The organism is Aquamicrobium lusatiense (assembly GCF_014201615.1).
In the GTDB taxonomy this organism is placed as follows: domain Bacteria; phylum Pseudomonadota; class Alphaproteobacteria; order Rhizobiales; family Rhizobiaceae; genus Mesorhizobium; species Mesorhizobium lusatiense.
Window position 1 is genome coordinate 70,856 of the sequence record NZ_JACHEU010000006.1, and the last position, 25,345, is coordinate 96,200.

At 65.5% G+C, this 25,345-nt stretch carries 24 protein-coding genes and 1 pseudogene; 18 read left to right on the forward strand and 7 right to left on the reverse strand.

The genetic code is table 11. The features are described from left to right. The first annotated feature begins 30 nt into the window (after window positions 1–30). The 5 genes from HNR59_RS19440 (at window position 31) to HNR59_RS19460 (ending at window position 3,679) form a co-directional block, all read left to right on the forward strand. Window positions 31–264: a hypothetical protein gene (locus tag HNR59_RS19440; RefSeq protein WP_183832766.1), complete on the forward strand. Its 234-nt coding sequence runs from the start codon at window positions 31–33 to the stop codon at window positions 262–264. Window positions 265–311: 47 nt separating this feature from the next. After that, window positions 312–1,019, forward strand: coding sequence for a 3-oxoacid CoA-transferase subunit A (locus tag HNR59_RS19445; protein WP_183832768.1), 708 nt, complete (start codon window positions 312–314; stop codon window positions 1,017–1,019). Then, the gene (locus tag HNR59_RS19450) at window positions 1,019–1,702 is read left to right on the forward strand and encodes a 3-oxoacid CoA-transferase subunit B (protein ID WP_425488683.1); all 684 of its coding nucleotides are present in this window, start codon (window positions 1,019–1,021) and stop codon (window positions 1,700–1,702) included. The genes HNR59_RS19445 and HNR59_RS19450 overlap by 1 nt, the downstream gene beginning before the upstream one ends. A gap of 9 nt (window positions 1,703–1,711) precedes the next feature. Then, window positions 1,712–2,914: a 3-oxoadipyl-CoA thiolase gene (gene pcaF, locus HNR59_RS19455; RefSeq protein ID WP_183832772.1), complete on the forward strand. Its 1,203-nt coding sequence runs from the start codon at window positions 1,712–1,714 to the stop codon at window positions 2,912–2,914. A 408-nt stretch (window positions 2,915–3,322) separates the two neighbouring features. Next, window positions 3,323–3,679: a TSUP family transporter gene (locus HNR59_RS19460; protein WP_183832774.1), complete on the forward strand. Its 357-nt coding sequence runs from the start codon at window positions 3,323–3,325 to the stop codon at window positions 3,677–3,679. Window positions 3,680–3,708: 29 nt separating this feature from the next. Here HNR59_RS19460 and HNR59_RS19465 read toward each other — a convergent pair whose 3' ends face one another. Next, window positions 3,709–4,503, reverse strand: coding sequence for a phytanoyl-CoA dioxygenase family protein (locus HNR59_RS19465; RefSeq protein WP_183832776.1), 795 nt, complete (start codon window positions 4,501–4,503; stop codon window positions 3,709–3,711). Between the two features lie 81 nt (window positions 4,504–4,584). Here HNR59_RS19465 and HNR59_RS19470 point away from each other — a divergent pair, with 81 nt between their 5' ends. Continuing rightward, complete coding sequence (locus HNR59_RS19470) at window positions 4,585–5,463, forward strand: LysR family transcriptional regulator (protein WP_183832778.1); 879 nt, start codon at window positions 4,585–4,587, stop codon at window positions 5,461–5,463. A gap of 118 nt (window positions 5,464–5,581) precedes the next feature. Here the strand turns inward: HNR59_RS19470 and HNR59_RS19475 are convergent, their stop codons facing one another. Then, the gene (locus HNR59_RS19475) at window positions 5,582–6,286 is read right to left on the reverse strand and encodes an alpha/beta fold hydrolase (RefSeq protein ID WP_183832780.1); all 705 of its coding nucleotides are present in this window, start codon (window positions 6,284–6,286) and stop codon (window positions 5,582–5,584) included. Between the two features lie 239 nt (window positions 6,287–6,525). On the opposite strand from HNR59_RS19475, the gene HNR59_RS19480 reads away from it, so the two are divergent. The 9 genes from HNR59_RS19480 to HNR59_RS19520 all read left to right on the forward strand — a co-directional run bounded on the left by HNR59_RS19480 (window position 6,526) and on the right by HNR59_RS19520 (window position 15,557). Then, complete coding sequence (locus HNR59_RS19480; protein WP_183832782.1) at window positions 6,526–7,104, forward strand: PadR family transcriptional regulator; 579 nt, start codon at window positions 6,526–6,528, stop codon at window positions 7,102–7,104. Between the two features lie 277 nt (window positions 7,105–7,381). Next, a complete protein-coding gene (locus HNR59_RS19485) occupies window positions 7,382–8,824 on the forward strand; it encodes an aldehyde dehydrogenase family protein (protein WP_183832784.1) in 1,443 nt (480 codons plus the stop codon). After that, on the forward strand, window positions 8,817–9,575 hold the full coding sequence (locus tag HNR59_RS19490) for an SDR family NAD(P)-dependent oxidoreductase (RefSeq protein WP_183832786.1): 759 nt from the start codon (window positions 8,817–8,819) through the stop codon (window positions 9,573–9,575). The genes HNR59_RS19485 and HNR59_RS19490 overlap by 8 nt, the downstream gene beginning before the upstream one ends. A gap of 39 nt (window positions 9,576–9,614) precedes the next feature. Next, window positions 9,615–10,580 carry a Bug family tripartite tricarboxylate transporter substrate binding protein gene (locus tag HNR59_RS19495; protein WP_183832788.1) on the forward strand — a complete coding sequence of 322 codons (966 nt, stop codon included), beginning with the start codon at window positions 9,615–9,617 and terminating at the stop codon, window positions 10,578–10,580. Window positions 10,581–10,661: 81 nt separating this feature from the next. Continuing rightward, window positions 10,662–11,111, forward strand: coding sequence for a hypothetical protein (locus HNR59_RS19500; RefSeq protein ID WP_183832790.1), 450 nt, complete (start codon window positions 10,662–10,664; stop codon window positions 11,109–11,111). A 12-nt stretch (window positions 11,112–11,123) separates the two neighbouring features. Next, entirely contained in the window at window positions 11,124–12,614 is a 1,491-nt protein-coding gene (locus HNR59_RS19505; protein WP_183832792.1) for a tripartite tricarboxylate transporter permease, read from the forward strand. A 3-nt stretch (window positions 12,615–12,617) separates the two neighbouring features. Further along, on the forward strand, window positions 12,618–13,208 hold the full coding sequence (locus HNR59_RS19510; RefSeq protein ID WP_183832794.1) for a PadR family transcriptional regulator: 591 nt from the start codon (window positions 12,618–12,620) through the stop codon (window positions 13,206–13,208). Between the two features lie 26 nt (window positions 13,209–13,234). Continuing rightward, complete coding sequence (locus tag HNR59_RS19515; RefSeq protein ID WP_183832796.1) at window positions 13,235–14,749, forward strand: carotenoid oxygenase family protein; 1,515 nt, start codon at window positions 13,235–13,237, stop codon at window positions 14,747–14,749. Between the two features lie 22 nt (window positions 14,750–14,771). Further along, window positions 14,772–15,557, forward strand: a complete 786-nt coding sequence (locus tag HNR59_RS19520; protein WP_183832798.1) for an alpha/beta fold hydrolase — start codon at window positions 14,772–14,774, stop codon at window positions 15,555–15,557. Between the two features lie 343 nt (window positions 15,558–15,900). On the opposite strand, the pseudogene HNR59_RS20855 reads toward HNR59_RS19520, so the two are convergent. The 5 genes and pseudogenes from HNR59_RS20855 to HNR59_RS19545 all read right to left on the reverse strand — a co-directional run. Continuing rightward, window positions 15,901–16,722, reverse strand: a pseudogene (locus HNR59_RS20855) (transposase); the annotation flags it as partial. Between the two features lie 235 nt (window positions 16,723–16,957). Further along, window positions 16,958–17,713, reverse strand: coding sequence for an SDR family NAD(P)-dependent oxidoreductase (locus HNR59_RS19530; RefSeq protein ID WP_183832803.1), 756 nt, complete (start codon window positions 17,711–17,713; stop codon window positions 16,958–16,960). A gap of 11 nt (window positions 17,714–17,724) precedes the next feature. Beyond that, window positions 17,725–19,161 (reverse strand): aldehyde dehydrogenase family protein, encoded by a 1,437-nt coding sequence (locus HNR59_RS19535; protein ID WP_210307462.1) that lies wholly within the window; start codon window positions 19,159–19,161, stop codon window positions 17,725–17,727. Between the two features lie 11 nt (window positions 19,162–19,172). After that, window positions 19,173–20,669: a carotenoid oxygenase family protein gene (locus HNR59_RS19540; protein WP_183832805.1), complete on the reverse strand. Its 1,497-nt coding sequence runs from the start codon at window positions 20,667–20,669 to the stop codon at window positions 19,173–19,175. Window positions 20,670–20,695: 26 nt separating this feature from the next. Next, window positions 20,696–21,889 carry an acetyl-CoA C-acyltransferase gene (locus HNR59_RS19545; RefSeq protein WP_183832807.1) on the reverse strand — a complete coding sequence of 398 codons (1,194 nt, stop codon included), beginning with the start codon at window positions 21,887–21,889 and terminating at the stop codon, window positions 20,696–20,698. A 301-nt stretch (window positions 21,890–22,190) separates the two neighbouring features. On the opposite strand from HNR59_RS19545, the gene HNR59_RS19550 reads away from it, so the two are divergent. From HNR59_RS19550 to HNR59_RS19560, 3 genes are read left to right on the forward strand one after another with little or no spacing between them, the layout of a single operon-like run. Continuing rightward, entirely contained in the window at window positions 22,191–23,894 is a 1,704-nt protein-coding gene (locus HNR59_RS19550) for a class I adenylate-forming enzyme family protein (protein WP_183832809.1), read from the forward strand. Then, on the forward strand, window positions 23,891–24,718 hold the full coding sequence (locus HNR59_RS19555; protein ID WP_183832811.1) for an alpha/beta fold hydrolase: 828 nt from the start codon (window positions 23,891–23,893) through the stop codon (window positions 24,716–24,718). The genes HNR59_RS19550 and HNR59_RS19555 overlap by 4 nt, the downstream gene beginning before the upstream one ends. A 58-nt stretch (window positions 24,719–24,776) precedes the next feature. Continuing rightward, the gene (locus tag HNR59_RS19560; protein ID WP_183832813.1) at window positions 24,777–25,142 is read left to right on the forward strand and encodes an acyl-CoA thioesterase; all 366 of its coding nucleotides are present in this window, start codon (window positions 24,777–24,779) and stop codon (window positions 25,140–25,142) included. Window positions 25,143–25,345 lie beyond the last annotated feature (203 nt).

The window sequence follows — 25,345 nt, forward strand, 5'->3', positions numbered from 1 at the left end:
GCGCGCGCGCAAAGTGGGAAGGAGAGAGCCATGACCATGATGGCTGACATATCTGAACTGCATTCCGGCACCGGCCATTGTGCCAAAGAGCAATGTGCCGGCGCCTGCGGTGCTTGCCGCGGTGATCGCTTCAAAGTGGACCCCGGAACCGTGTCGTTCCCATCCGAAGCCCAAAACAGTCCAATTCGGCGGGCGGTGATCGCCGGTGGTGGCGAGGTTCCGAGCCCCGGGTTTCTTGAACGGGTCTTCCCGTCCCTTGCCTGAAGCCATTCAGGAACCTTCGCGGCAAATCCAGCTAGGGCATTTTCGACATGGACAAGACGATATCCAGCCTTGCCGGGGCGGTTTCCGGCATCCCCGACGGAGCTACGGTGATGATAGGAGGCTTCGGTGGCTCGGGCGCGCCGATCGAACTGATACACGCGCTGATCGACGCAGGCCCGAAAGGGCTCACTGTCATCAACAACAACGCCGGCAACGGCCACGTCGGGCTCGCGGCGCTGATCGAACAGGGTCAGGTCGCCAAGATGATCTGTTCCTTCCCGCGCTCGGCCGACCCCAGGGTCTTCACCGAGCTTTACCTCTCGGGCGGGATCGAGCTTGAGATCGTGCCCCAAGGCACGTTGGCCGAGCGCATTCGGGCGGGCGGCGCGGGCATTCCGGCCTTCTACACTCCGACGACCTACGGCACCGAACTTGCCGAGGGAAAGCCGACCGCCGAATTCGAGGGCCGGATGTATGTGCAGGAGCGCTGGCTGAAGGCGGACTACGCGCTCATTAAGGCCAAGGTGGGCGACTGCTTAGGCAACCTGACCTACCGGATGGCGGCGCGCAACTTCAACCCGATCATGGCGACCGCGGCGAACCGGACGATCGCCCAGGTCTCGCATCTGGTCCCGCCGGGCGGCATCGACCCCGAAGCCGTCATCACGCCGGGCATCTTCGTCTCCGGAGTCGTCGAGGTTCCGAACCCGGCGCAGGAAGAGATCCTTAACCGGCGGGAGGCGGTTTACCCATGATGCTCGATCTTTCCCCCATCAAGCTCTCGAACGCGCAGATCGCGTGGCGGGCCGCGCAGGACATCGAGGACGGAGCTTACGTGAACCTCGGGATCGGCTTTCCCGAAATGGTCGCGAAGTTCCAGCCCGAAGGCCGCGAAGCCATCTTCCACACCGAGAACGGCGTGCTCGGGTTCGGCGAGGCGCCGAAGGCCGGCGAAGAGGACTGGGACCTCATCAACGCCGGCAAGAAAGCGATCACGCTGAAGCCTGGCTCGGCCTTCTTCCATCACGCCGACAGCTTCGCGATGGTCCGGGGCGGGCATCTCGATTTGGCGATCCTCGGCGCATACGAGGTGGCCCAGAACGGCGATCTCGCGAACTGGTCGACGGGCCGGGGCGGCGTGCCAGCCGTCGGCGGCGCCATGGACCTCGTGCACGGCGCGAAGCGGGTCGCGGTCATCACAGATCACACTACCAAGAAGGGCGAGCCGAAACTGCTGGAGAGCTGCACGCTTCCCCTGACCGGCGTCGGATGCGTGACCCGCGTCTACACCTCGCTCTGCGTGGTCGACATCGAGGATGGCCATTTCGTCCTGCGCGAGAAACTGCCCTCCATCTCGGTCGAGGATCTGCAATCCGTGACCGGCGCGGTGCTGGTCATCAAAGGGCCGGTCTCCGATCTGGTCGTACCAGAAGTCTGATGGAAGAACATGCAAGACGCCTATATCTGCGCCTACACCCGCACCCCGATCGGCCGCTTCGGCGGCGGCCTTGCCTCGGTCCGCGCCGATGATCTCGGGGCTGTTCCGCTGCGCGCGCTGATGAAGTCCCACGACCTCGACTGGGCTGCGGTTGACGAAGTTGTCTTCGGCTGCGCCAACCAGGCCGGCGAGGATAACCGGAACGTCGCCCGCATGTCCCTCCTGCTCGCCGGGCTGCCCGAGTCCGTTCCCGGCACCACGATCAACCGCCTTTGCGGCTCGGGCATGGACGCCATTCTGGTCGCCGCCCGCGCCATCAAGGCGGGCGAGGCCGATCTGATCATCGCCGGTGGTGTCGAGAGCATGAGCCGGGCGCCCTTCGTTATGCCCAAGGCCGAGAGCGCCTTTTCGCGCGCGAATGAGGTCCATGACACCACCATCGGCTGGCGGTTCGTCAACCCGCTGATGAAGAAGCAATACGGCGTCGATTCGATGCCGGAGACCGCCGAGAATGTGGCTGAGGACTTCAACATCAGCCGCGAGGACCAGGACGCTTTTGCGCTCCGCTCACAGCAGAAGGCTGCTGCAGCGCAGGCAGCCGGGCGTTTTTCGCAGGAGATAACGCCGGTTGTCATACCGCAGCGTCGGGGCGATCCGAAATTCGTCGACGCGGACGAGCATCTCCGCCCTGATACGACGCTCGAGATGCTGGCCAAGCTCCGCGCGCCCTTCCGTGAGGGCGGCTCGGTGACCGCAGGAAACGCCTCCGGCGTCAACGACGGGGCCGCCGCCCTACTCGTCGCCTCCGAAAAAGCCGTGAAAGAGCATGGCCTGACCCCGATCGCGCGCATCCTCGGCGGCGCGACTGCAGGTGTTCCGCCCCGGATCATGGGCATCGGTCCGGCTCCGGCCAGCAGCAAACTGCTCAGGCGGCTAGGGCTCGGAGTTGATGCGCTCGACGTGATCGAGCTGAACGAGGCCTTCGCAAGCCAAGGGCTCGCGACCCTGCGTGAACTCGGTATCGCCGATGACGACGCGCGGGTGAACCGCAATGGCGGCGCAATCGCGCTCGGCCACCCGCTTGGCATGTCGGGCGCGCGCATCACCGGGACCGCGGCTCTGGAGCTGAAACTCACCGGCGGGAAACTGGTGCTTGCCACTATGTGCATCGGCGTCGGTCAGGGCATCGCGGTGGTCATGGAAGCGGTGTGAAGTTTGCGACTCGGGAAGCCATGGCGCCGAAATTTGACTTGTCGGTGCCCCGTGAACGACCCCAGGAGTGACTGTCATCAGTCGAGGCTCGGCTGACTTGCCCGCCTTCATTGGGCAGCTTTTCGAGGCGTTGTTGCACAAATCGGGGTCTGACCGCGGTTCCCCTTTCCCCGGACGGATCTAGGCTACGGCCACTGTGACTATAATTGGTGTTGATCTTGCGAAGCAGGTCTTTCAACCGCATGGAGCGACAGCAGGCGGCGAGATCGTGTTTCGCAAGAAACTGTTGCCTAAGCAGTTCCTAGCATTCAGGCAGATGCATCCCCTGGTGCACGAGACAATGACCGGTCTGCTTCTACTTCGCCTTGCTGGGGGTAGGGCCGACCTCCTAAACGTGGGTGCGGGGCTGTGGTGCCGGTCCTGTGCGGCGGCGCGATCCTCGCGGTGTCAATCTATGGCGGGTATTTCAACGGCGGGCTCGGGATCATGCTACTCGCCACTTTCAGCCTGCTGGGCCACACCGACCTGCACGGGATGAACGGCCTGAAGAACCTCTTGTCAGCGGTATTGTCGCTGATCTCGGCTGCAGCCTTCGTCTGGGCCGGACTGATTGCCTGGGAGCAGGCGCTGATCCTGGCGGTGAGTGCGACGGCGGGCGGCTACGCCGGGGCCCGGCTGAGCCGCCGCATCGTGCGCACGGATCTGTTGCGCTGGTTCATCACGCTGGTGGGCGCGGCGATGACCATCGCCTTCTTCCTCGCCTGACGGCGCAGAAGCAGGGCGCCCGGTCCGACCTACCGCCGATAGAGGATCGGGAACCAATCCTCGCGCAGCACCTGTCCCGGGGTCATGCCGTGCCCGGGGTAGGGCGGCGAGGTCCGGCCGGGACGCTCCACATAGCGCGCGTCATCACCCACCAGCCTGAGCGAGAAGGCCCGGCGGCGGGTCTGGGTCGTGTTGCCGCGCGCGCCGTGCAGGATGCCGTAATTGAAGGCCACCGCATCGCCCGGTTCCATTGCCCATTCGCGGATATCCATACCCTCGGCGTCGGGATCGGGCACCGGCATATAGGCGTCGTCCTCGGGGTAGAAGCTGGTCTCGGCCAGCCAGCGCGTCGGCAGCACCGGCTTCGGCCAGGCATGGCTGCCCGCGACGCAGCGCAGGCTCGCCTCGCGCACCGGATCCATCGGCGACCAGAAGCTGACGGTCTGCTTGCCCTCGACGAAGTAATAGGGGCCGTCCTGATGCCAGGGCGTCGGCTTCGAGGTGCCGGGCTCCTTGACCAGCACATGGTCGTGGAACATCTGCACCTGCTGCGAGCGCATCAGATCCGCCGCCACCTCGGCCGCCGGGGAATGGCGGATCGCCTGTTCGAATTCCGGGATGCGGGTCCAGTTGCAGTAATCGTCGAAGAACCGCCCGCCCTCGCCGGCTTTCAGGTTCTCGGCGGCATAGGGGCCGGGCTCGGTCATGTTGCGTTCGATGCCCTCGCGGATCTGGTCCACATGGTCCTTGAACAGGCCCTTGATCAGCACCACCCCGTCGCGCTGGAAGGCGTCGATATCCGCTTCGGTCACCAGATCATGCATCGCGAGTCTCCTTTGTCAGGGCAAGGTAGACCCGCCAGAATTTAGTTTCCAATCATATATCTTCATAGAATAAATAGCCTCATGCTATCCATTACCCTGCGCCAATACGAATATGTCGTCGCCGTTGCCGAGGCCCGCAGCGTGACCGCCGCCGCCGCGCGGTTGCATGTGTCGCAGCCCTCGCTGTCGGTGGCGATCAGCCGGGTCGAGGCGATCCTCGGCGAAAGGATCTTCCTGCGCCGCAAGGGGTCGGTGATCGTCGTCACCCCCTTCGGCCACCGGCTGGTGGAACGGGCAGGCCAGCTGCTGGCGCTGGCCCGCGGCCTCGAAGGCGGGGCCGAGGCGGCGCGGCCCGTGGTCCTGGGCTGTTTCGAGGATATCGCGCCCTGGTATCTGGCCCCGCTCCTCGACCGGCTGGAGGCGCGGGTCCCGGGGCTGTCCTTCCGCGGGCAGGAAGGGCGCTTTGCCAGCCTCGCCCGCGATCTGGCCGAGGGGCGGGTCGATGTCGTCCTCTCCTACGACATCGGCTTCGACGCCCGTTTCGAGCGCCGCAAGCTGCGCAGCGTGGAACCGGTGGCCTTCCTGCGGCAGGGGCATCCGCTGGCCGACCTGCCCGCTGTGACGCTGGAACAACTGGCCGCGCATCCGCTCATCCTGTCGAGCGAGGGCCTGTCCGAAACCTATGTCCAGTCGCTGTTCGAGGCTCTGGGCCTGACGCCACAGATCGCGCACCGGGCTTCATCGCTGGAGCTGATGCGCTCCTTCGCCGCGCATGGGAAGGGAATCGGCATCAGCTATTCCAACCCGCCGGGCAGCCTCAGCTACGACGGCGGCGCGCTGGTCACGCGGCCCATCGCCAGCCCCAGCGCGGCGGCGGATCTGTTCCTGTTCTGGTCGGCCCTGCGCAGCGACCGCCCGGATCTGCGCCCCATCCTGTCGGCCATTACCGGGTTCTTCTGACCGAGTTCTCTGACGGGGTGCGCACCGGGGGGCAGGCCCTTTCCATTGCCCCACAGAATGCAACCTTGGCGGGGAAAACGTGGCAGGGCAGGGGCGGGTCGCGCCGCGGATTGGGCCTTCAGGCGTCCTGCACCGCCCCGGAGTTGAGCCAGTCGGTAATCACCCAGGCGAGGGCCTGAGGCTGTTCTGCCGGCAGCATATGTCCCGCCTCGGGGATGACGCAGAAGCGGGCGCCCAAGCGTTCGGCCATCCCCGCCTGCGCCTCGGTCGCGATCACCGCATCCTGATCCGCAGCGACCACCAGCACCGGTTTTCCGCTGTCCCGCAGCAATGCGGTGCGGTCGGGCCGCTGGGCGCAGGCGCGGCTGTGGGCGGCAAAGCGCGCCGGGCCATAGTCCCGCACGGATTGCGCGCGCTCGGTCTGCAAGCTGAGATTGGCGGCGTTTCGGGGGTGATAGGCCCGCGCCGAGGCTACCTCGACCAGGGCGGCATAGCCCCCCGCCTCGGCCTGCCGGGCGCGGTCCTCACGGGCGGCGGCGGCGGCCGGGCTGTCGGCACCGGTAGCAGAGTTGATCAGGATCACGCCATCGACACGCTCGGCCGCCTGGGCCAGGACGGCCAGCGCCACGTACCCACCGAAGGAATGCCCCGCGACCACGAAGCGCGGCGGGGCCTGAGCCAGGATGCTGCGCGCAATCGCGTCGACATCGGGCAGAGCGGGACACTCCAGCGCAAGGCAGGCAATGCCCTCGGGCATCGCGGCCATCATCGGGGCAAAGGTCGCCGGGGTGTTGTTGATGCCAGGGATGAGAAGGAGGGTCATGGCGGCCTCGGTCGCTGGAGAAGGGAACGCGCGTGTCATTAGATAATTAGTTACACATTATCGGTTGACAGGCAAGCGCAGGGTCCCTGCGGACAGCCCAGGCCGGGGGGGCGCCGGATTTTCCGCGCCCGGCCCCGACATGCCGTGACATGGCTGAGGCCGGATACTATCCTGCCGCCGATCCGACCTTCTGACGCCGCCGCGCATCGGGTAACTTGTGCAACACGGAGCTTCTGGCCATGAAAAACCCTGCCCGGCACGAGGCGCTCAACAATCTGGGCTACCAGATTCTGGGTGTCGTGACGCGGGTGCCGCGATCGGGCTATGATATCGTGAAGCAGCTGGAACATTTCCGTCCGGCCAAGACCTCGCAGGTTTACCCCACGCTGTCCAAACTCGAAGCGGCCGGCTTGGTCGTCGCCGAGGATGTCGAACAGGAAGGGCGCCCCAACAAGAAAGTCTATTCGGCGACGCCCGAGGGTCGGCAAGCCCTCACCGACTGGATCGGCACGGAACCCGAAATTCCCTATTCTCGCGATGATTTCCTGACCATGATCTATTCGGCCTGGCTGAAAGATCCCGCGGATACCCGGCGCATGGTCGAGGCCCGGATCGAGCGCATCGACCGCCAGGTGGCCCAGGTGCAATCCGACCTTGCGCGGCTGATCGCGGACCATCCGGTCGAGATTCGCGACCCCAGCCGCTGGCGTTTCTACCGTCACAGCCTGCAAGGCCGCCGCCTGATGCTGGCACAGGCCGAGCGGGTCTGGTGCCTGAGCCTGCTCTACCAATTGTCGGGCGACCCCATCGACGATTGACTCCCCGAGGGAACTCATCCCGCCCCCACCCGCCGCAAAGAGCCCAAGAATTGACATATCGGCACGCAGGGCGACGACCCTGCGTTTTTTCTTGGCCGCCGTTGCCCGTGCTATCTTTCTGAAAAGCCAAGGCCTTTGCCGCCGCGATGTCGCAGCGGCATCCGCGCGGCACGCGCGCCTAGCATGATACTCTTTGACATATATAACTTATGTCATATGAATCTTCTCGTCACACGAATCGGCAACCATCCGATCCCGCCCGCGACAGGAGAGCAACTTGACCCTAACGGCGCCCCAGACGGACGCATTTCGTGCCCGCAATCCTCGCGATGGCCAGCCTTCCGCCCCCATCCCGGCAACGCCGCTGGCCCAGCTTGAGGACATCGTCGCCCGGGCCCGCGCCGCGCAGAAGGCCTGGGCAGCCCGGGGCGTCGAAGGCCGCATCGCCGTCCTCGCCCGCTGGCGGGATGTCATCGAGGCGATGCAGGATTCGCTGATCGCAGCCGTGTCGCAGGATACCGGCCGCGTGCTGGAATCGCGCCGCGAGGCGGCGAATATCGGAAAATGGATCGACCGCTGGTCGGCCATCGCCCCCAAGGCGCTGGCGCCGCGCGGGGGCCAGACCTCGATCCCTAGCTTCACCTGCGCCTCGGAAATCGCCGCGATCCCGGTGCTGGGGGTGATCAGCCCCTGGAACTTTCCGATGTCGCTGTCGCTGATGGATGCGATCCCGGCACTGTTGGCGGGCTGTGCGGTCATCATCAAGCCCAGCGAAGTCACCCCGCATTTCATCGCGCCGTTGGAGCGCAGCATCGCCCGGATCCCCGAGTTGGAGGGTGTCCTGACCTATATTCGCGGCGCCGGGGATCTGGGCGCCGCGCTGATCGAGCATGTCGACGGCATCTGCTTCACCGGCTCCACCGCCACCGGCCGCAAAGTCGCGGCACGGGCCGGGGCGCGGCTGATCCCCTGTTTCGTCGAACTGGGCGGCAAGGATCCCGCCATCGTGCTGGAAGGCGCCGACCTGGAGCGCGCGGCGCGCGCCATCGTCACCGGGGCGACGCTGGGGACCGGTCAGCAATGCTATTCCATCGAACGCATCTACGTCGCGCGGCCCCTGCACGACGCTTTCCTGGCGCTGCTGACCGAGAAGGCGCGCAAGCTGAAACTGGCCTTTCCGCAGCCGACCGACGGCCAGATCGGCCCGCTGATCTTTGCCCCGCAGGCACAGATCATCACCGCCCATCTGCAAGACGCCCGGGACAAGGGTGCCATCGTCCACTGCGGCGGCGAGATCGAACGGCATGGCGGCGGGCTCTGGGTGGCGCCGACCGTGCTGTCGCAGGTGACGCACGCCATGGATGTGATGCGAGACGAGACCTTCGGACCGCTGATGCCGGTCATGGCCTTCGACTCCGAACACGAAGCCGTCCGGCTGGCCAATGAGTCGAGCTACGGGCTCTCGGCCGCGGTCTTCGGCCCGCAGGAAAGGGCGATGGCGGTCGCCCGGCAGCTCAATGCCGGCGGCATCAACGTCAACGATGCGGGGGCCACGCCCTTTTTTATCGGCGACCCCTCCGTCACGCCGAAGGAACCCTTCGGCGCCAGTGGTCTGGGCGGCTCGCGCACCGGGCCGGATTCGATCCTGCGGTTCGTTCGGCACAAGATGATCGTCACCAACGTGACGAACGAACCCTCAGCATGGTGGTACGATGTTTGATTTCACGGGAGATATCGTCTGGGTCACGGGCAGCGCCTCGGGCATCGGACGGGCGACCGCGCTGCTGTTCGCCGAGCATGGCGCGGATGTCGTGGTGCATGGGCTGAACCAGCGCGATGCCTCGCAGCAGGTGGCCGACAGCATCGCGGCGATGGGGCGGCGCGTCCTGGTGGTGGACGGCGACCTGACCTCGACCGAGAGCGTCGACGCCATGGCGGCCGACATCGCCGCGCAGATGGGCGGGCTGAGCGTGCTGGTCAATTGCGCCGGTGGCGCCCCGACCCTGCGGGCGCCGATCTGGGAGCTGGACGACACTACCTGGCTGGCCACGCTCGACCGAAATCTGGGCAGCGTCTTTCGCACCCAGCGCGCCTGTTTCGCGATGCTCAAGGCCAGCGGCAAGGGCCGCATCGTCAATGTCTCGTCGATGACCGAGCGCAGCGGCGGCATCGTCGGCTCGTCCGCCTATACCGCGGCCAAGGGAGGGGTGAACGCCTTCACCCGGGCGCTGGCCAAGGAAATGGCGCCGCATGGCATCCGGGTCAACGCGGCCTCGCCCGGCCTGGTGAACTCGCCCTTCCACGACCAGGACGCCACCGTCCTTTACAAGGATCTCGTCAACCGCATCCCGCTGGGGCGCATCGGCCAGCCCGAGGATCTGGCCGGTCCGATCCTGTTCCTGGCCTCGGACCATGCCGGCTACATGACCGGCGAGGTAATCGAGGCCAGCGGCGGCATGCGGGTGCGCTGATCCCCTTTTCCGTCAATGCGTTCATATCAGGAGGAAATCATGAACTCATCCAAGGCCCTTTCCTGGGCGTCGGCGCTGCTGGCGCTGAGCGGCACCAGCGCCATCGCCGACACCTTTCCCGAACACGCGATCGAGATTGTCGTACCCTATGCGGCGGGCGGCGCCACCGACGTCTTCGCGCGGAGCCTGGCGCGGGCCATGAGCGTCGCCCTTCCGAACACGCCCGATGTGGTGGTGGTGAACGCCCCGGGCGGCGCCGGGACCATCGGGCTGACGCAGGTCGCCAATGCCGAGGCCGACGGCTATACCATCGTCTTCACCACCAGCTCGCCCATCGCGCTTCAGCCGCTCTATGGCCGCACCCCGTTCACGGTCGAGGATTTCGCGCCCTTGGCCCAGGTCAGCGTGATCCCCGCCGCGTTCAACGTGCATATGGATTCCGACATCCGCAGCGTCGATGACCTCGTGGCCTGGGCGACGGCGAATCCCGGCGCCTTCACCTATGCCTCGACCGGCGGCAACGGCAGCGGAACCCATATCGTTTCCGAGCAATTCGCGGCGGCACTGGGGATCCAGATGCGCCACATCCCCTTCGAGGGCACCGCCCCGCTGACCGCGGCCCTGATGGGCGGGCAGGTCATGGGCACGATGCAGATGCCGGACATGCATACCGGCGGCGAGGTGCGGCCCATCGTCTTCCTGACACCGATGCGGCCCAGCGATCCGGTCTATGCCGATATCCCCACCTCGACCGAGCTGGGCATCCCGGCGGTGGCGAATTTCTTCACCGCTTTCCTAGCCCCGGCAGGAACGCCTGCCGACCGGCTGGAGGTCCTGAGCACCGCCATCGCAACGGCGCTGGAGGATCCGGGCGTGCAGGACCTGTTCGAAAACGCCAATTACCCGATCTCCTATGCCGGTCCCGAGGCCTTCGGCCAGATCCTGACCGAGACCGTCGCCTCGAATCGGGCCGAGCTGCTTCGCATGGGCCTCATCAGCCAGTGAGCCGGTGACGGCCGTTCGCGCGCCCCGCTGCGGGAACGGCCGGCGCCGCCCTTCTCCCGACGAAAGGAAAGGCCTCGGACCATGCCTTCGAAAACCGCTGACCTGCTCATGTACGCGGTGCTGGCCGCGCTGGCCGGGATCGTCATCTGGCAGACCCACGCCCTGCCCAATCCCTTCGGAGGCACCATCGGCTCGGGCGGTTTCCCCACGCTGATGGCCGGGCTCGCCATCCTGCTCTGTGCCATCGGAGCCCTGCGCGCCCTGCGGGCCGCGGCCGGTCCCCGGCTCGAGTTTCCGGGCGCGGCGAAAGGCGCCGTGACGCTGGGGGCGATGATCCTGCTTTTCGGCCTGTGGCAGACCATCGGGCATTTCTTCCTGCTGGCCTTCGTCTTTCTGGCCGGGCTGCTGTGCTTCTATGCCGCGGACGAGCGGCTGAGCTGGCGGCTTGTGGCCCTGAACCTGGCCGGTTCCGCCGTGGTGATCGGGTTGATCAAGGCCTTCTTCACCTACGTTCTTTTCGTTCGCTTCTGAGGGTCGTGTGTGATGGATCTGCTTGCTCACCTCGATCTGGCGATGCTGCTGTCGGCCGCGGGCAGCATCGTGCTGGGGCTTTTCGTCGGGATGCTGTTCGGCGCGTTGCCCGGGCTCGGGCTGACCATCGCCATCACGCTGCTCCTGCCCCTCACCTATACGATGGAGCCGCTGAACGCGATCCTGATGCTGCTGGCGGTCTATCAGGCCGCGGAATACGGCGGCTCGATCTCGGCCATTGCCCTGGGCATTCCGGGCACGGTGATGGCCGCCCCCATCGTCAAGGACGGCCGGGCCATGGCGCAGGAAAGCTCGCCAGGCCGGGCGCTCGGCTTCTCGCTCTATGGCTCGACGCTGGGTGGTCTGGTCGGAGGGCTGGTGCTGATCCTCTTCGCGCAGCCGCTGGCGCGGTTCGCGCTGCGACTCGGCGATGCGGAATTCTTCCTCCTCGGGCTGATGGGATTGGTCGCCGTGACCGCCTTTGCCGAGCGTGATCCGATCAAGGTGGCGATCTCGATCTGCTTCGGCATGATCGCCGGGACCATCGGCCTCGATGTCTTCACCGGCATGCCGCGGCTGACCTTCGATGTGCCGCAACTCTACGAGGGGCTGAACCTGATCGCCCTGGTGGTGGGCCTGTTCGCCTTTTCCGAAGCCTTCTTCATGATGGCCGGCAACATGCGGCACCGCTTCATGTTCGATGCCCGACAGATGAAGATCACCCTGACCCTGCGCGAGATGCTGGGCGGCCTGAAGGCGGGGATGATCGGGGGTGTGATCGGCACGCTGCTGGGCATCCTGCCCGGGGTCGGGTCCACCGTGGCCGGTTGGCTGTCCTATTCGGCAGCGAAATCGGCGTCGCGCCATCCCGAGAAATTCGGCACGGGCAGCGGCGAGGGGATCGCCGCGCCCGACAGCGCCAACAACGCCGTGGTCGGGGGCGCGCTGCTGCCCTTCCTGACGCTGGGCATTCCCGGGACCGCTGGCATAGCGATCATCGCCGGGGCCTTCATCATCCACGGCATCACGCCGGGCCCGCAGATGATCCGCGACCATCCCGACCTGATCCACGGGATCTTCGTGGGCTTCATCGTCACCACCTTCGGCATGTTCCTGATGGGCAAGTTCCTCAGCCGCGGCTTTGCCCGGGCGCTGGTGACGCCGAATTTCGTGCTGGTCCCCGGTGTGCTGATCCTGTCCATCGTCGGCGTCTATACCTCGCGCGCGCAGATCTTCGACCTGTGGCTGGCGCTGGCCATCGGGGCCGGGGCCTATCTGATGCGGCGGCTGGACTATTCCGTCGCGGGATTTGTGCTGGCCTTCGTGCTGTCGCCGATCATCGAGGTCAGCTTCCGCCGAGCCCTGCTCATCTCGGGCGACGATTACACTGTCTTCGTGACCCGGCCGATCTCGGCCGTGCTGGTGGCCGTCGTCGCGGCCATGCTGGGCTACACGGTGCTGAAGGCCCTGCGCCGTCGCCCCCCCGCCAGACGCGAGGCCTGAGGGATGCAGGATGACCCCCAGCCGACCGATGCCGGGCTCAAGCTGAACCCGCTGGCCTATCAGATCCTCGGCCTCATCGCCCGCGATCCGACGACCGGCTACGACATCGTGAAGGCGCTGCACCGCTTCCGCCCGGTCAAGTTGAGCCAGGTCTATCAGGCGCTCTCGATCATGGAGGCCGCCGGGCTGGTCGAGGTCAACGAGGTGACGCAGCAGGGCAAGCCGAACAAGCGTCTGCACCGGATCCTTCCCCGGGGCGCCGTGATCCTGAACGGCTGGATCGAGAGGCCGACCCACCATCCCGCCAAGAACGACGAATTCGTGCGCAAGGTCTATTCGCTCTGGCACGCCCCGGCCGGGCAGCGCCGCGCCCTGATGGCCGAGCGGATGGACTGGCTCAAGGGCGAGATCGCCTATTTCGAGGCGATGCGCGACGCGCTGGCGGATGCGGCGCCCGACCGGCTGACCGATCCCGATTGCTGGGAATTCTCGCGCCGGATCCTGGTCATGCGCCGCCTCGCCCTGTGTCGTGAGGAAATGCGCTGGTGCGAGACCGTTCTCGGCCTGCTGGCCGACCCCCCTGACGAACCCTGACAGAACTTCCAAAGCAAGGACCCGAGATGAAAGAGATCGTTCGCAGCGTGCGCAGCACGGTTCCCGCGGATACGGACAACCCGTTCCTGAAAGGCCCCTTCGCGCCCAATATCAATGAATACAACGCCGATACCGAGACGCTGAAGGTGCGGGGCGAGATCCCCAGGGACCTGCACGGCATCTATGTGCGCAACACCCATAACCAGGTGCACGATTCCATCGGCATCTATCATCCGTTCGACGGCGACGGGATGCTGCATGCGGTGCATTTCCAGGATGGCAAGGCGCGCTACCGCAACCGCTTCATCGAGACTACCGGCTGGTGGGCGGAGCAGGCCGCGGGCAAGCCGCTCTGGCCTGGGATTCTGGCGCCGCAGAAATACACGCGCCGGGGCTGGGGCGCAATCGGGGCAATGAAGGACAACGCTGGCACCGATGTGCATTGTCACGCCGGCAAGCTGCTCGCGGTGATGAGCCAGGGCTCCGAACCCTGGCGGCTGGATCCCGTCACGCTGGAGAACCTCGGGCCGGACGCGGCTTGGGCGCATGAGGTGATGCCGATCGGCGTCTCGGCCCATTACAAGGTCGATGTCTACACGGGCGAGATGATGTTCTTCAACTTCTCGAACCAGTATCCCTACATGAGCTACGGCGTGGTGAACGCCGAGAACAAGCTCATCCATTACACCCCCATCGAGCTGGACGGCCCGCGCTGGCCGCACGACCTGGGGGTCACGCAGAATTATTCGATCCTGCACGACCTGCCGTTCTTCTTCGACAAGGAAGCCCTGAAGCGCGGCGAGCGAAAGCTGACCTTCCATCGCGACGTGCCCGCGCGCTTCGGCGTAATCCCCCGGCATGGCACGAATGCGGACGTGAAATGGTTCGAGGCCACGCCCTGTTACATCCTGCATCTGTCGAACTGCTACGAAGAGGGCGACTGGGTCATCATGGACGGCTGCATCTCGGTCGATCCGGCCAAGCCGCCGATCGGCAAGATCGACAATGTCTATGACAAGATCCTCGACCATCTGGACAAGCACCGCACCAAGACCCGGCTGCATCGCTGGAAATTCAACCTGAAGACCGGTGAAACGCGCGAGGAATTCCTGGACGACGAGGTGACGGAATTCCCCTTCTTCGCCAATTCGGTCTGCGGCTATCCCTATCGCTACAGCTATGGCACGCTGTTCAAGCCGGGCGACTGGCTGTTCACCGGAATCAAGAAATACGACCTGCTGACCGGCACCCAGACCCGCTTCGAATACGGGCCCGAACGCTATGGCAGCGAGCCGCATGTCGCGCTCAGGCCCAACGCCAAGGCCGAGGATGACGGCTATATCATCACCATCGTCACCGACATGATCCGCAACATGTCGGAAACCCTGATCTTCGACGCCGCCGACATCGCCGCCGGGCCGATTGCCGCCATCGAGATGCCCGAGCGCATCTGCCAGGGCACCCATGCCTGCTGGGTCGAGGGGCATCGCATCCAGGGGGAAACCGGCTCGGTCCCCAGACCGGCGACGATGGAAGCCTGAGCTCCGAACGAAAGGAAACCCCATGACCAGCCTTCCCGTCTACCGGGCCCGCGGGTCCGGCCCCACAACGGTTTTCCTGCTGCACGGCGCTTATGGCGACGGACGCTATTTTGACGATCTCGCCAACAGCCTTGCGGTGGCGGGCTATCGCGTCGTCGATTGGGACGCGCCCGGCTACGGCGACAGCCCGCGGGTCGAGCCCGCCACCATCGAGGCCTTCGCCGATGCGGCGCAAGCGATGATCCGCGCGGAAGCCAGCGCAACCAACGTTGTTCTGGGCCATTCCATGGGCGCGCTGATCGGTCCGCGGCTGACCAACATGGAGGATCGGGTGAACGGCCTGATCCTGTCGGCCGGCTCGATGGGCATTCCCAACCGCTCGCCCGAGGACCGGGCCCTGTTCCTGGAAGAACGCCTGACGCCGCTTGAGCGCGGCATGAGCGTTCAGGATTACGCGCGGCCGCTGATCACCCACATGATGGCGCCTGGGGCCAGCGGCCCGCTGGTCGACCGGGTGTTCGAGGTGGTGCTGTCGATGCGGACCGATACCTTCCGCACCTCGCTCAACGCGCTGACCCTCTATGACGGGCGGGTGGCGCTGGAAGCCCTGAAAAAGCCAGTGCTGATGATCGCCGGCGAGCACGACCCGGCCTGTCCGGCCGAGGGGATGCGCCTGATGCACGAGGCCGCGCCGCATAGCGAGTTCGAGATCCTGCAGGGGGTTGGGCATTACGGCTTCGCCGAACGGCCCGAGGCCTACAAGGCGCTGGTCCTCGGCTGGCTATCGCGGTACTTTCCGAGCCGGTAAGCTAGGCAGAGGACCGGGGCGTAGCTTCAACATCGATCCTCTGGCGTTCAGCGCGCCGGAGGATCGATGATCCATCCTATAACCGGAATGGATGTCTCATGTGGTGGCACGGGTTTCGAAAGCACTTGACGCAACCACACTTGCGTAGTGTCGCCGCTATCACGATAGAAGCGCTGTGTTCCGTCGTGGAAAATTGAGCCTTTAACGGTCGCTGAGATAGTCGAGGATCCATGACGATTCTCCGTCGAATGGACTGGTGGTCTTACGCGTCCGGCGCGCCGCCGCGAAGGTCTTGCGCGCTCGACGACCGTTCACGATCGTAGGCTACCTGCAGCCGGGGCGATCAGGCGAGGTTGGTAGCGGCCATTGTCAGGATGAAGTGGGATCGCACGCGCTCAACACCGCGATGGACGGTCTGTGCCATGCCACCGACGGTTTTCGTCCACCAAAGGGTTCTTCGATCCGCTTGCGGGGTTTCCGGGACAGGGCATGGCTTTGGTACCGGGCGGTGCGTCCATTGATCGCTGAATATCGCACTTTCCGTGCAACATACAGGATCACGCAGTCGTGCCGGAGGTTGGCGACGAACCCGGCCGCGTCGTACTCTTTGTCCGTCTCCAGCTTCAGCTGTTGGCTCGTTTCGGGGAACCGCAGTTGACTATGTCCAGCGCGCCGCGCGGCGTGGCAGTCGGCCTGGGTCAGCTCGTCCTCTACGATCCGACCGCAGCGATTCTCGGTCAGAGCATGCCTGATGAAGCACAGCATCGCGCCGGTGCCCTGTGACTTCTTGAAGAGCGGGCATCGGGGTCGATGGTCGAAGCATGGGCGACGCTCGTACGCTTTCTGCCACGGAAGCCGACCTAGGCATTGCGGCTCCGGCGAGTGGGGTGTGTCATCGGTTCGATCTCGAGCTGGGTCTGAGAGGTCTGGGCGTTGGCGGTGCTGTCGGGGCCGAGTGGATCGTCCGGCTTCTCGCAATCCGGCGGCACGCTCGCAGACTTTGACTGAAAGCTCTTCATCGACGCCTACGCCTTCACCAAGGTGCCATCGACGGAGAAATGATCATCGACAGCAGCGGCACGACTTCGCGGTGCGCCAAGATCGCTGCCATCACCTTGCGCAACATGTCGGTCGTCAGCCGCCGTTCGCGGTTCTTGGTTAAGACTGGTCCGATTACCGGAAACTGGACCGTTTGAAGCTGGAGTTATTCCGCTACGCGTTCCCGGCTGCGAGGGGCGCGAAACGAGCGTTGGGTTCGAGCCGCTGGTGGTAGGAAGCGTCACGCCAGGGCGATCGGAAGTGCCCGTGCCGCCGACCGCGATAGGGACGATCCAGATCACGCCGACGAACGGGCTTGCATCACGAGCCCGCCGAGCGCAGGAGCCGCGAACGGGGAAGGATCAGAAGCTGAGGCGCATCCCGCCGGTGACTTCCAGCGTCTCGCCGGTGATGTAGCGGGCTTCGGACGAGGCGAGGAAGGCGATGGCGCCGGCCATGTCCTCGGGTTTGCCCACGCGCTTCATCGGCACCGCGCTGATCACCCACGGATATTTCTGCTCTGGATCCTCCTCGTGGAAGGGGGATGTGACCAGCCCGGGGGCCACGGCATTGACCCGGATCTCGGGCGCCAGTTCGCGCGCAAGTGCCCGGGTGAAGCTGTCGATCCCGCCTTTGGCCGTGGTATAGGCGATGCCGCCCGGTACCCCGCCGACCCGCGTCACCGAGGAGCTGATGTTGACGATGGCGGGATCGTCCGCGCGGCGCAGCAGCGGCAGAGCCTTTTGCGTCGCCAGAACCTGCGTGCGAATGTTGATCGCCAGCACCCGGTCGAAGGTCTCGATCGGCATGTCGTCGAGCCGCGACTTGGCAGGCGAGGCGCCGACGCAATTGACCAGCACCGAGAGGCGGCCGAAGGTTTCGTCGATCTGGCGGGCAAACCCCTCGACCACGGCCTCTTCGGTCAGATCGCCGTCAAGCACCAGCACCCGCCGACCCAGGGCGGTGAGTTCGGTGGCCAGTTCAGCGGTCAGATCCTGCTGGTTCAGGCCATGGATCACCAGATCCGCGCCGAGACTGGCGAATTTGCGGGCGGCGGCGCGACCGATGCCGGTGCTGCTGCCCGTGACCCAGACGACGCTGTCCTTGAAATTCAACATTGATCTTCCGTTCACAGGCTGAACCACCAGGGCGATGGCCCTGTGGCGGGGTTGGAGAGGATGGCCTGCTTGCGCACGAAGCGGCGGATGGAATCCGCGCCGGTGCGTGATCCACCGAGGCCCGAATGGTTGAAGGCGGTCTTCTCGGGCACCAGGGGGCTTCCGATGAAGAGCGGGGCCAGCCCTGCGTCATTGATCGAGACCCCGCCCGCGTCGAGTCGCCGCGCCACCGCCTGCGCGGCCTCTTCAGGGCCGAAGACCGCCGCCGACAGGCCGTAGTGGCTGTCATTGGCCAGCGCCACCGCCTCGTCGAGGCTGTCATAGGCCATCACCGGCAGGAACGGACCGAAGCTTTCCTCGCGCATGATCAGCATGGAATGATCGACATCGGTCAGCACCGTCGGCTGGCACCAGAGGCCGCCGCCGTGGGTCTCGATCGCCCCGCCGGTGACGATGCGAGCGCCGCGCTCGATGGCATCGTCCAGATGGCGCCGCAGGATCTCGGCTTGCGGCAGGAAGGTGATCGGGCCAATATGCCCTTGTGCGGGATCAGGCCAATTGGGCCGTAGCCGCGCGACCTTCGCAGCCAGCTGGGCGACGAAGCCGTCGTGCAGCGAGCGAGGCACGTAGATGCGCTCGATCGAATAGCATTGCTGGCCCGCTCCCAGGGTCGCCCCCGTCGCCAGGGCCGAGGTTGCGCGGTCGATATCGGCCCCTTCCAGCACCAGAGCTGGATCCTTGCCGCCGAGTTCGGTGAAACAGGGGATGAACCGTTCGGCCGCGCGGCGGGCGACGAGCCGCCCGGTGCGGGTGGAGCCGGTGAAGCAGACCATGTCCACCTGATCGACGATCGCTGCCCCCAGTGCGCCATCCCCCCGCACCACACGGAAGATCGCGGCCAGGGCCGGCACCTCGTCCAGCGCGGCCTGGAGCACGTCAACGAAGCGCGGCGTCACCTCCGAGGGTTTCAGGATCACCGCGCATCCCGCGACCAGCGCCGGGATCGCATCCATCAGCCCCAGAGCCAGCGGGAAGTTCCAGGGTCCGATCACGCCGACCACGGGATAGGGGCGGAACCCTGCCGTGCCGGTGATCCCGGCCAGACCCGTGTCCCTGGGCAGTGTATCGAGCGAGCGCGGCGCGACCTCGACCCAGCAGTCGACCCAGACCCCGGCGGCATCGGCCTCGATCCGGCTTTCGTGCAGGCGCCCGGTATCGGCCAGAAGCGCGTCGAGCAGGTCCTCGCGGCGCGCGGCCAGTGCGGTGCAAAAGGCGCGCAGCACCGTGGCGCGGCCGTCGATGCCCGCGGTCACCCAGCCCGGCTGCGCTGCGCGCAGCCCCGCGATCAATGCGTCAAGCCCGGAGGCAGGGAAGGCAGGGCAGGTGTAATCCACCTGACCCGTGCGCGGATTGCGCGCACGGATGACCGAAGATGTCATCTCGTTCATGGTGTGTCCGTTCAATCCGCCAGGCTGACGCCGTTTTCGTAAAGCATGTGCGGCCCGGCCCAGAAGGCATGAGCGCCGGTGGGAATGTGATAGGGCATGATCACCCGACAGATCGGCCCGGCGCCGATGTTCTGCGCATCGAACAACACGCATTCGCCCTTGCCGGTGTTGGTGTTGGTCACGAAGGTGACCAGATAGCCGTCATCCTCGGATTTCGCGTTGAGGCGGGGGGCGAAGGGCGCCTCGCTGACGAATTCGCCCGCGGGCATGATGAAGCGGTCGGTCTTGCCGGTTTCAAAATCGAATTTCTTGAGCCCTTCCAGCAGCCATTCGCCGCGCTGAGGGACGGCGTTGTAACTGTAGCGCGTCTTGCGCCCGTTATAGAGGCCGTTGACCATCGGGAATTCGGTGATTTCGTCGTCCAGCCGCTCTTCGCGCGTCTCGCCGGTCTTCATGTTGAAATACCAGCGATGCATCCGGGTTTCGGTCGTGTGGAGATCCAGCATCTTGCACAGGCGCTCGTAGCCTTCCGCCGGGATGTTGTGCATGTCGGGGACGGGATTGGTCATGATGCAGCCCTCCATCACCACCTCGTCACCCTGTTCATAGCTGTTCGACAGGTGAAGGATGTAGCAGGGCTCGGCCTCGAACCAGCGGACATCCTCGTTGGTGCCGAAGCGCGGGATCACCCCGAAGCGGGCCGGGATATCGCGCCAGAATTTCAGCCGGTGGCCGCCCTTCTTCAGGCTCTCGGGATCGAAGAACATCGGCAGGTCGTGCACGATGGAATAATGCTCGGTCATCCCCAGATCGTGCGGCCAGCGCGGACCGGGCAGCTCGATTGGCGCGTAATGCACCAGATTGTTTCCGGCATCAATCACCCCGTAATTCATGTACGGCGGCTTTTCCGAGAAGTTGAAGAACATCATGTGGCCGGTGTGTTCATCGACCTTGAAATGCGAGCAGATGCCTCGGTCGCCCAGGGCGGCGGCCCAGTTCTCGTCGGGGCCCAGAGTGTCCAGCGTCTGCGTGTCCAGCCGGTAGGGTTCGGAGCATTGCGACATCGCAACAATGATCTTGCCGGCATGCACCACCACGTCGGTGCCGGTGTTGTCCTTCATCGCGCCGATGCTGCCCCAGCCGCGCCGCGTCCTGCGCTTGGGCTCGATGATCCCGGGCCAGAGCGATTTGCCAGCCGCCTTCTCGGCCAGATAGCCGGTCGTCTGGGTGAAACGGTTGCGGTATTCGACCTTGCCCTCGTTGAACCAGACGGCGTGCAGCATGCCGTCGCCGTCAAAGGGATGGTACTTGCCGATGGGCTCGTGCACCTGATTGTGGCCGTTGCGCACATACATGCCCTGAAGATCCTTCGGCACCTCGCCGATGATCGTCAGATCCGGGCCGCGGGCGGTGTATTCCAGGTCGATCGGCTTGTGGGCGCCGTTCAGATAGGGATTGTCGTTGGGGTATTTCAGGGTCGAGTGACCGTGCGAAAAGATCTCAGGCATGTCTTGTCCTCCACTCGCGGCGCCGGTCAGGCCACGCGCTCCAGAATTGCGGCGCTGGCAACTCCTGCCGCGCCGGTGATTGCGACGACGCCGCGATCGACGCCGCGGAGTTCCATCTCGTCCAGCAGCGTTCCGACCAGCATTGCCCCGGTCGCCCCCATCGGGTGTCCAAGGGCAATCGAGCTGCCGTTGACGTTGAACCGCTCCAGCGGCACCGCCAGTTCGCGCAGGTAGTGCAGGGTCACGGCAGCGAAACTGTCGCGCACCTCCCACAGGTCGATATCGGCGGCGTTGAGGCCGGCCCGGGCCAGCGCCTTGCGGGTGGCATCGACCGCCCCGATCTGGGTGATCGACACGCTGGCCTCGGCGGTGGCGAGAACCCGCGCCCGGGGCCGCAGCCCATGCCGCCGCGCGGCCGAGGCCGAGGCCAGCACCACCAGCGCCGCACCATCGGCCATAGCCGGAGAATTCCCCGCGTGATGAACCGCGTTCAGCGGAGGCAGGTCGGGAAAGAGCCCGCGCAGGATCTCGCCGTCGCGCCCGGCGGCGGCTTCGGCAAAGGCGGGTTGCAGCGCGGCCAGCGACTCCAGGGTGTTGGTGCGCCGGATCGTCTCGTCCCGGTCAAGAACCAGCGCACCGGCCGCGTCGCGCACCGGCACGATAGAGCGGAAGCGCCCGGTATCCTGGGCGGCGGCGGCGCGCTCTTGCGACAGCACTGCATAAGCGTCGCATTCCGCGCGGCTGAAGCCGAACTGGGTTGCGACAAGATCCGCCGCAACGCCGGGCTGCAGCGCGCCCAGCCTTGCGGCGATCTGCGGATCCATGAACATCGCTCCCTTGTCAGCCAGCATCGGCGTCCGCGACATCATCTCGACGCCGCCCGCGACGGTGACGGCATCCTGCACTGCGGCGCGTTCGGCCATCAAGGCTGTCGCGGACAATCCCGAAGCACAGAACCGGTTCATGGTGGCGGCCGGTGCAGCGACCGACCAGCCCGCCAACAACGACGCCGTCTTGCCGATGTTGGCCCCCTGATCGCCGACCTGCGTCGCACATCCGATCATCGTATCGTCGGCATACTCATCCACCCCGGGGAAACGCCGCGCGACTTCAGTGAACAATCCGGCCAAAAGCTCGGCCGCCCTCAAGTCGCTCAGCGCGCCCCCTGGCCTGCCGCGCCCCCGTGGCGTGCGGATAGCATCAACGACAAACGCATCCATGGATCACCCATCTCCCCTCTCAACCCGAGAATCAAGATACATATAACGAACCTAATTACAATGGAGAAAGAGCGATGGCCTGCTATTGAGCCCCACCTGACCGCGACGTACTGATGGGTTTCTGTGAGCCAAACTCGCGAAATAACTGGGATTCTTACCGTGTTGCACAGGCATGTGTTCTGTTTGCGTCGGCGTGTCGGGCTCCGCTCGTCGACGGCGCGGCGCATAATGCGTGTTGCAAGTAAGTCTCTTTAATGTAATAGAATGCCACCAAATCCGGGGATGCAGGGAGGCACGCACGTTGCGGGACAGCACCGAGATCAGAGTCTTGCAGGATCTGCTGGGCCTCAATCGTCGCCTGCATGGCGATCAATTGTGCCTCATCGACCCGATCGACCGGGCGCGGGTGGCTGAGGGCGCCGCCCGGCGACTGACCTGGCGCGCGCTCGGCGAGCGGATCGACCGGCTGGCGCTGACCCTTGCCCAGGCCGGCCTGGGCAAGGGCGATATCGTGCTTCTGGTCGCGCCAACCCTGCACGAAACGCTGGCTGCGCAGCTTGCCTGCCTCGAGCTCGGGGTGGTGGTCGCCTCGATACCCGTTCAGTACCGCGAAGGCGAGGTCGATGCGCTGATCGAACGCCTGTCGCCGCGCGCGCTGATCGGCCATGTCCGGCTGGGCTCGCATGCGAATGCGGCGATGCTGGCCGGTGCGGCGCGCAGGTCGCCTCTGGCGCCGATGGTCTTCGGCTTCGGCGAGGGCCTGCCCGAGGGCGTGCGCGGGCTTGATCTCGACGCTCCACTGAACGGGGCCGAACAGATGGCGCTGGATGGGTTTCGCTCCGCAGCCGCGGTTGTGCCTGACGATCTGGCCTTCATCGTCTTCACCTCGGGCACCTCGGCACGGCCCAAGGCGGTGCCGCGCAGCCATGTCGATATCCTGGCCGTCCGCCGCTTTCTTGAGGATGTCGCGGAATTGCCGGTCGGCGGCTGCTTCCTGTCGCCGCGGATGCTGAACACGATCGGCTCGCTTGCCAACGGCCTGGCCGCCTGGCTGTATTCGGCTGCGCGGATGGTGCTGCACCACCCCTTCGATCTGGATGTGTTCCTGCGTCAGATCGCCGAGGAGCGCCCCGAAGTCACCAGCTGCCCGCCGGCGATCCTGAACATGATCCTGCGCCGGATCGAGGCGGGCGAGGCGCTCGACATGGGGGCGTTGCACCACATCACCTCGGGTTCCGCGCAGCTCGACCCACGGCTGATGAGCGCCTTTCGCGAGCGTTTCGGGATCACGCTGGTCAATATCTATGGGTCAAGCGAAGGGGCGATGTTGATCGCCTCGGACAAGGATATCGCCGACGAGGAGATCCGCGCGCGCTGCTTCCTGCGCCACGCCGAGGGGCAGGCGGGCTCGCGCCTGCCGGTTCTGGAGGGGACGCGGACACGCCTGGTCGACCCCGCAACCGAGGTGGAGATTACCAACCTGGGCACGATCGGCGAACTGCGGCTGAAAAGCCCCGCGATCCTGCGCCAGTATTGGGATGACCCGGACCTGACGCGGGAGTCCTTCGATGGTGAGGGATGGTTCCGCACGGGGGATCTGTTCGAGATCGCCGGCGACCGCGGGCAATACCTGTCCTTCACCGGCAGGCTCAAGAACATCATCGTCCGCGGCGGGCTGAATATCTCGGCCGAGGAAATCCAGGGGCTTGCCACCACCCATCCCGCGGTGGCCGAGGCGGTCGCCGTGCCGGTGCCCGATGCAAAGCTGGGCGAGACAGTGGGCCTGGCCGTGGTGCTGCGCCCCGGGACCGCGCTGCGGCTGCAGGATCTGGCCGACCATCTGCGCCATCAGTGCAAGGTCGCCGTCTACAAGCTGCCCGAGCACCTGCGCGCCCTCGACACCCTGCCCACCATGCCCAGCGGCAAGACCGATCTTCAGGCGATCCGGGGCCTGTTCGCAAACGACCAGACCCGGACGCAGGCCAGACAAAGGACTGAACCATGACCCGCATCCTCCCCGATTACAGCGTTACCGGTGAGGGGCCGGTCACCCTCTTCCTGCTGCACGGCGCCTTTGGCGCCAAGGAATACTGGCGCAACCAGTTGCAGACCTTCAGCGAGCGCGGGCTGCGCATCGTCGCCTGGGACGCGCCCGGTTACGGCGTCAGCCCCCTGCCCGAGGGGTTCTCGGTCGAGCGCGCCGCCGAGGCACTGACACATCTGATTGCCCGCGAGCGGACCGAAACCAATCTGGTGCTGGGGCACTCGATGGGCGGCATGGTGGCGATCCGCACCTATGGCATGATGCCCGACGCGATCCACGGGCTGATCCTGTCCGCCACCAGCGCGGCCTTTGGCCGCCCCGAAGGGGACTGGCAGCGCGCCTTTGTGCGCGACCGCGTGGCGCCCCTCGATGCGGGCCGGTCGCTGGAAGACTATGCGCCGGAAATGCTGCGCACCATGTTCGCGCCAGGCGCCGCTCATCCGGCGACGGATCTGGTGATCCGCGTCGTCTCGCAGATGAAACCGGAAACCTTCCGCGCGGCGATCGAGGCCGTTTCGCGCTTTGATGCGCGCGAGGTGCTGCCGCATATCAGCGTACCAACGCTGTGCATCGCCGGAGGGCACGATCTGTCGGCCGCGCCGCCCAAGGTGATGGAGAAACTCACCACCAAGATCGCGCAGGGCGAATACCGCTGCATGGATCACGTCGGCCACTTCGGCTGGGCCGAGGATCCCGACGGCTTCAACCGCGAAATCCTGGATTTCCTGACGCGGCGCATTCCCGCGGCCGCGGCGGTGCTGGGGCGCGAGGCAACCCGTGCCTGACGGCCCCGCCCCCGCGCAACTTCCGTTTCGCACATGCGAAGCCCTGCGGTTTCGCGACATGGACCCGCTGGGCCATGTGAACAACTCGATCTATGCGACCCTGTTCGAGCAAAACCGCGTCGAATTCCAAAGCCAGCCCGGCGGGTTTCGTGAGGCGGCAGGCCAGACCGTCGTGCTGGCGACGATGACCATCGACTTTCTGTGCGAGATGCACTGGCCCGGGACGGTCGAGATCGGCCTGGGCGTCGGGCGGCTAGGGACGAGCAGCTTTGACATCGAACAGGAGATCAGCCGCGACGGCGCGCTGATCGCCCGGGGTCGCTGCACGCAGGTTCTGATCGACAGCGCACAGCGCCGCCCGGTTCCCCTGTCTTCCGAGCAACGCCTGAGGCTGTCCCGCTGGATGGCCTGCCACAAAGTATAATAAAAAGACTATATATAAGGACTCCACAAGCCAGCTTGGATCCGAAAATGCCCATTTATGCCTAGAAATTTGGCCCTCCAATGCAGTATTTTCGCGCTAGAATCGACATTCTCCGTGTAAATTTCATTGACAACTTAGGTTCATTTATATGATCTGAATACACTGAAAACGGGGCGAATCGACAGCGCCCACCCGTCACCTCG